Raw genomic sequence first — 6,000 nt, forward strand, 5'->3', positions numbered from 1 at the left:
CCATATGGCAGATGCCATAAGTAAATAGCTTCCTAGCTGCTCTTTGTAACAGGTAATACCTCCGCTATTTCGCTATCTAACATATCCAACACGCTAGCAAAACTATGCTTGGGTAACCAACTTAATTTTTCTTGTCCTGCCGAGGAGTCATATACACGGTCTAAGCTTGATGGCAACGACCACCTCCTTGCTCACAGGTAACAATCAAGTGAATCCTAAATCTATTCGCCTCAGTGTCAGGCTACAATACAAAGGAAGGGCTTTGGTTTATGTAAAGCCCCTTTACAAAGGGGGCTTGCACTTTTTCGTGACTTTAGATTTTACGGTAAATTGATGTGCCTTATAAATGTTGGCGGCTATGCGGCAACATTCATGAAATTTTTATCAAAGCGGCCATCAGGATCCTTTACGATGACCAGTTCATGCAGTGACTTTGTTTGTAAAGCTGGGTTTTCTGAAAAAAGAGTCAATAGTAACGACTTAACCGTGTTTTTATTTAATGCTTCAGCGAGTGCTTCATGTGAGAGTAAACATAACATATCCTCTAAGGTACCATCACCATCTTGCTCTAGCTTTTCCCAGCTCTCCATTATATCTCTTAATTCATAGACGTGAGAGTGATCTTCCTCAAAGTCAGACAAGGTAATAAATGGGGCTGCTAAAAAGTGCTGGTGAGGAGAAAAATGCGTTTCTGGATGACTGTGAATTTGCCAATTAATATCATAGTGCCAAAATTCAACCGAGAGAGACATATGTGAAAAAGCGTTTTGATTAATATAAAAATGTAGTGCGCTTTTGCGCTCGTTAAGCAGTGTAATTAATACACTTTCATATACTGCAATTAGCGTGTTTTTATTTATCATTATGTATCCTAACTACTGCCTTACGTAATCTAAGATTTGGATAGAGTATGAGTCATCCAAAGTAAATGAGTAAGACGGACTTTCCTATTTTTGCCAAAAAAGCGTCACACCACTTTACTACACCTGCATGAACTTTTACCACTTTTCGTGACAAAGAAAGTGGTATTATGCAGTAGCTAAGTAATACCAATTTTCTTAATTAAGTGGTCTATTTTGAGGCGAGAAAATCTTGTCGATAACCTGGCAAAAATTTTGCTATTTAGTTGTTCTAAATAAGAAATTTTTAACGCTGTTAGCGTCAGATTTACTCCTTCAAATTGAGCAAGTATTAAGTCAAATTGGTATAATGTTGGATCTGAGTGATTACGCTTACCTCACAATACAGAGATAGAGTGCTACACCTCCAATAAACACGTTAGCAATAGAGGTGCTTTAAAAGAGGATACAAGCGCACAGTCAATATAAAACTTGCTACTTGTATCAAGCCAAATCTCGACACCTGTTAATATCGAGTGTGCATAACGCATCTACAAGTTGTGAAAAGTCCCTAATGACAATATCTGCTTGCTCCGCGTAGTGCGGTATGTTGTTAGGAGCAAATAGACATGAAGGCATCTGAGCATTGTGTGCAGCCTGTATATCATATAAGTAATCTCCAACGTATACACATTGATAAGAAGGAACTTGCCATGTTTGGGCGACTCGCAGGAGTGCCGTTGGATCTGGCTTGGCGGGGGCATCATCTCTGGTGAGTGTCAGAGGTATAGGGAGTCCCGTCGCTTTTAATTTTAAATGTGCCGCTTTAGCAAAGTTTCTGGTGACCACAGCAAGTGGTACACCCATCTGAGAAAGCTGCGTTAGCACTGGCTTCACCCCAGGTATCACTTCACAATGTTGTGCGTCGCAAAGCTCATGTTGGTGCACTATATTCATTGCTTCTTCTCGCATATATGGAGATGGCAATGAGTTGATATAACTGAGTAAATCATGCCCTGACGGACACCCAATCTGTGCCCGAATAAGAGAAAAATCAAGTTCCGATGTCACTAATGTGCCATCTAAGTCAAATATGATGCCTTTAACCGGTATCCTATCCATTTTGATATCCTTTGGTTTTGCATTAGTACTGCGCAGCCCTAGTTAAAGGTAGGTACGTAATTGGGGTTTGTAAAGATCAAGGTGAGAGAGTTTTGGCCCATTATCTAGACTCACCTTTACATGGGTGAGTCTAGATTCTGGTTAACGGTATTAAGCCAGTTTGCGTAAGAGGCCTTGGGTGTTTTGCTTCATGGTCTTTGCAACCATAAAATAGCCGATAGTTGCTACAAATGTTGCACCTGTGGCAGGTCCAAGTACCCATATATATGGATGCAATCGACCATCAACATCAAAGGTTTGGATCTGGATCACCAACAGAGTAACGTCGCTTACAACAGCTGCAACGAGTCCTGCGAGTGCTCCGAGTAGCAAAAACTCGTAAAGTGTTGCTAATTTAATGAGCCGCCCTTTGGCGCCAAGAGTACGCAAGATAACAATCTCTTGCATCCGCTCTGCAAGGCTCGCTTGAACTTGCGATATAAGAACTAGAGCACCACTTATCAGTACAATACTCAAGACAAAACTGATAGCCAAAGAGACTTGAGAAATCATAGACTGCGCTTGTTTGAGTCTACTTTGAATATCTATCATGCTGATAGTCGGGTAATCTTTCAAAAATTGGCTGATTACTTTCGTGTCTGTTTCTTTTAACTTAGCAGCAGTAAAATAGGTCACTGGAAATTGGCCAGCAATTTTATCGTTAAATATCATCACAAAGTTTGGCTTTAACGACCCCCAGTTGACACTACGTAAACTTGTTACTTTAGCGTCAAGCGTCTGACTATTAATCAAAAAGCTAAGCGTATCGCCGACCTTAATTCCTACACGTTCAGCAAGTCCTTGTGCAACCGAAACTTGAAGTGTATCAGAGTCATCAAACCATTGGCCGTCAACAACTTCATTGCCCTCTGGTAGTGTATTAAGCCATGTTAGGTTGAGTTCTCGCCCTACCCCTTCTCGCGCTTCATCGTCTTTCTCTTCACCTTCTTGAAGTGACACTCGACGTGCAAACACTTCTCCGTTTAGGGCATTGACTCGACCTAAAAAGACGGGATAAAAATGTTCATGTTTAATACCACTGTCATCCAGCTGTTGTTGCATTGGCTGAATTTCTTGTTCCGAGATATTGATAAAGAACGCATTTGGCGCGTCTTGTGGCACTTGCATTTGCCAATCTGAGATCATGTCGTTTTTAAGCACCACTAAAAACAGCATTAGTTTGATAGCCAGAGCAAAGCTTATAAGCTGTATCGCGTTTGCATTAGCGCGTTTTTGCAAGGTAGCAATAGCCAAAGACCAGCTTGAGCCCGGGCTTAGTCCAAGTTTTCGACCTGCTGAAAACAGCAGCCGTGAGATAACGAACAATACCGCCATGAGCAGTAAAGTTGCACCGAACAAAATCGCAGTGATCTTAATATCACGACTAAATAGCCACATTAAGCCAAAAATAGTGAACACTGAGAGCGCCATATGGATCCGGCTAACTGCAATGGTGTCTCCCAGGTTGCGCCTAAGGACGCGTAGCGGCGGAATGTCAAATAAATCTAATAAAGGCTTTAACGAGAACATCATGGCGCAGACGACTCCCACCGCAATACTCAGAAGCCAAGGTCTAAAGCTAGCTTCCGGCAAGGTGGTATCCATAAAGGTTACTAGATAAGATGCTCCTACGCTTTGTAATACATAGCCAATTGCAAGACCCAAAATAACAGAAAAAAACGTAACCAAAGATAGGTGTAGCAGATAAATACGGCGAATAGTTTTTCTGCTTCCACCTAAGGTTTTCATCATGGCTACTGGGTCATACTGACGTTCGCAGTAGCGCTTTGCAGAAACCGCCATTGCTACCGCTGCGAGCATGATCCCGAATAACCCCGCTAGGAGTAAAAAGCTCTCTGATCGGGCTAAGTTCTCTCCAAGAGGGGACTGCCTATCTTTTATTCCCTGCCAAGACTGGTTGTTTTTGAGTTGTGGTTTGAGCCATGTGTAGTAGTCTGCCAACTGCTGCTCGGAGCCTGAAAACAGTAATCGATAAAATACGCGACTTCCTGGCTGAATAGCCTTAGTCACAGGGATATCGTCATAATTAATAAGTACACGTTTATTCCCCGCGAGTGAGAAGAAAGGGGCATCGGGTTCGTTAATGAGTACTTTACTCACAGTAAACTGTCCAGCTCCTATTTCTACCTCATCACCAATTTTGAGACCAAGTGAGAAAAATAAGCCTTCACTGAGCCATACATTGCCTTTTTTGGGCGCAGCTTGAGCTTGGTAATTCTCTCCATCAAGTTGATCTCTTAATGTTAGCTCGCCTCTGAGTGGGTAAGTATCTGTCACTGCTTTGAGCGAGCCTAAAACGAGCTCGTCATTGGCAAATAACATAGAGTCAAAGTAGACCTGCTTTGCGGTGCTTAAGCCAAAATCTTGTGCGGTGGTCAAGACTCTGTCATCAAAGTCATGGTTACTCGATAGCCTTCTATCGGCTGCGATAAAATCTGCGGATTTTTGCTCTATATTCAAGCGGATCCGCTCGGTAATCGAAGATAAGCTAAACACCGTCAGTACAGCAAGCGCAATCGCTGCAAGAATGATGGTTAGCTCGCCTCTTCTTAACTCTCTAGAGAATAAAGTGAGTGCTAACTTAAACCACATTAACCGATGCTCCTTGTTTTATTACCTCCAGCTTACCCGCTTCAATATGAATGATTCGATCGCATTGTTGGGCGAGTTGCTCATCATGTGTAACTAACACTAAGGTCGTGCCATTTTCTTTGTTTAGGTCAAATAGTAAGCGCTCGATAAGGTGGCCATTCTTACTGTCCAAGTTAGCCGACGGCTCATCAGCAAATAGAATTTTAGGTTTGCCAACAAAGGCTCTCGCAATGGCCACTCGTTGCTGCTCACCACCTGAAAGCTGTGATGGGTAGTGGGTTAAGCGGTGTGATAAGCCGACCTTTTCTAATAGCTCTGTTGCTTGATTTTTTGCGCCTTTGTCCCCAGCTAGTTCTGCAGGAAGCATGACATTTTCAAGAGCGGTTAGGCTTTGAACCAGCATAAAAGATTGAAATACAAAGCCAACCTTTTCCGCGCGTAGTTGCGCTCTGGCTTCTTCATCCATTGTTTGTAGCGGCTCACCGTCCAAGTGAACCTCTCCTTTGGAGGCGATGTCTAGCCCTGCGAGTAAACTTAGCAAGGTAGACTTGCCTGAGCCTGAGGCTCCGACGATGGCGACGGACTCGCCAGACTTGACAGTGAAATTTATATCACTAAGGATAGTTAGATTACCTTCAACTGTAGAGACCTGTTTAGTAAGGTCTTTTACTTGGATCATATTTAACTGAGAAAGCACTGACATGAAGTACTATTTCCTAAAGTTGTTGTTCATACTTGTTATTTTAATGGCGCCTATTAGCGCAAATGCCAAGCAAAAACTCATGATAGTTGGTGATAGCTTAAGCGCCGCTTATGGCCTGAAACAAGACGATGGCTGGGTTAAATTGTTACAAAATAAATACGAAGCAGAACAAAATCCGATCGAAATTATCAATGTGAGTGTCAGCGGCCAAACAACTGGTAATGCTCTAGCTAAAATTGATCAACAATTACAAACTATTGCCCCATCCCATGTACTGATTGAATTAGGTGGGAACGACGGGCTACGAGGGTTCCCAATCAAGCGATTACGAGCCAATCTTACTGAGCTTGTTGTTTCGAGCCAGCAGTTCGGCGCGAAAGTGGCTGTAATGGAAATCCAAATACCTCCTAATTTAGGGCCGCGCTACACCACTATGTTTACGCAAAGCTACCAACAAGTAACAGAACAAACAAAGAGTCACCTGATGCCTTATTTTATGCTTGAGATAGCAGGTAAGCCCGAACTAATGCAGGATGATAATCTACACCCTAATAAAGCAGCACAGCCGATCATCAGAGACTTTATGTATAATGCTATTAACCAATGGTTAGCTGAGTAGCACAGCCCGCTTTGCATGATGCTTATCGCTTTGCGGATAGTTGGTTGACTGTATTAAAAAACCCG

General features: G+C 42.6%; 5 protein-coding genes and 1 pseudogene. 1 reads left to right on the plus strand and 5 read right to left on the minus strand.

The features are described 5' to 3' along the window. Positions 1-32: 32 nt before the first annotated feature. From D9603_RS18200 to D9603_RS18220, 5 genes and pseudogenes are all read right to left on the minus strand, one after another. A pseudogene (locus D9603_RS18200) lies at positions 33-188 on the minus strand (NAD(P)-dependent oxidoreductase); the annotation flags it as partial. Between the two features lie 168 nt (positions 189-356). Then, positions 357-863: a hypothetical protein gene (locus tag D9603_RS18205; RefSeq protein ID WP_128732371.1), complete on the minus strand. Its 507-nt coding sequence runs from the start codon at positions 861-863 to the stop codon at positions 357-359. Between the two features lie 480 nt (positions 864-1,343). Then, positions 1,344-1,961, minus strand: a complete 618-nt coding sequence (locus tag D9603_RS18210) for an HAD family hydrolase (RefSeq protein ID WP_128732372.1) — start codon at positions 1,959-1,961, stop codon at positions 1,344-1,346. 150 nt (positions 1,962-2,111) lie between these two features. Continuing rightward, the gene (locus D9603_RS18215; RefSeq protein ID WP_128732373.1) at positions 2,112-4,613 is read right to left on the minus strand and encodes an FtsX-like permease family protein; all 2,502 of its coding nucleotides are present in this window, start codon (positions 4,611-4,613) and stop codon (positions 2,112-2,114) included. Further along, entirely contained in the window at positions 4,603-5,316 is a 714-nt protein-coding gene (locus D9603_RS18220; protein WP_125251234.1) for an ABC transporter ATP-binding protein, read from the minus strand. The genes D9603_RS18215 and D9603_RS18220 overlap by 11 nt, the downstream gene beginning before the upstream one ends. On the opposite strand from D9603_RS18220, the gene D9603_RS18225 reads away from it, so the two are divergent. After that, entirely contained in the window at positions 5,315-5,935 is a 621-nt protein-coding gene (locus D9603_RS18225) for an arylesterase (RefSeq protein WP_128732374.1), read from the plus strand. The two genes, D9603_RS18220 and D9603_RS18225, sit on opposite strands and share 2 nt — an antisense overlap. Positions 5,936-6,000 lie beyond the last annotated feature (65 nt).

The sequence above is a fragment of the Pseudoalteromonas sp. PS5 genome, assembly GCF_004103255.1.
GTDB lineage: Bacteria > Pseudomonadota > Gammaproteobacteria > Enterobacterales > Alteromonadaceae > Pseudoalteromonas > Pseudoalteromonas peptidolytica.

What these genes read in the sequence shown, in the direction of transcription:
- D9603_RS18210 (WP_128732372.1), bottom strand. Translation starts at nt 1,961, where the DNA reads ATGGATAGGATACCGGTTAAAGGCATCATATTTGACTTAGATGGCACA.
- D9603_RS18225 (WP_128732374.1), top strand. Translation starts at nt 5,315, where the DNA reads ATGAAGTACTATTTCCTAAAGTTGTTGTTCATACTTGTTATTTTAATG.
- D9603_RS18220 (WP_125251234.1), bottom strand. Translation starts at nt 5,316, where the DNA reads ATGTCAGTGCTTTCTCAGTTAAATATGATCCAAGTAAAAGACCTTACT.
- D9603_RS18215 (WP_128732373.1), bottom strand. Translation starts at nt 4,613, where the DNA reads ATGTGGTTTAAGTTAGCACTCACTTTATTCTCTAGAGAGTTAAGAAGA.
- D9603_RS18205 (WP_128732371.1), bottom strand. Translation starts at nt 863, where the DNA reads ATGATAAATAAAAACACGCTAATTGCAGTATATGAAAGTGTATTAATT.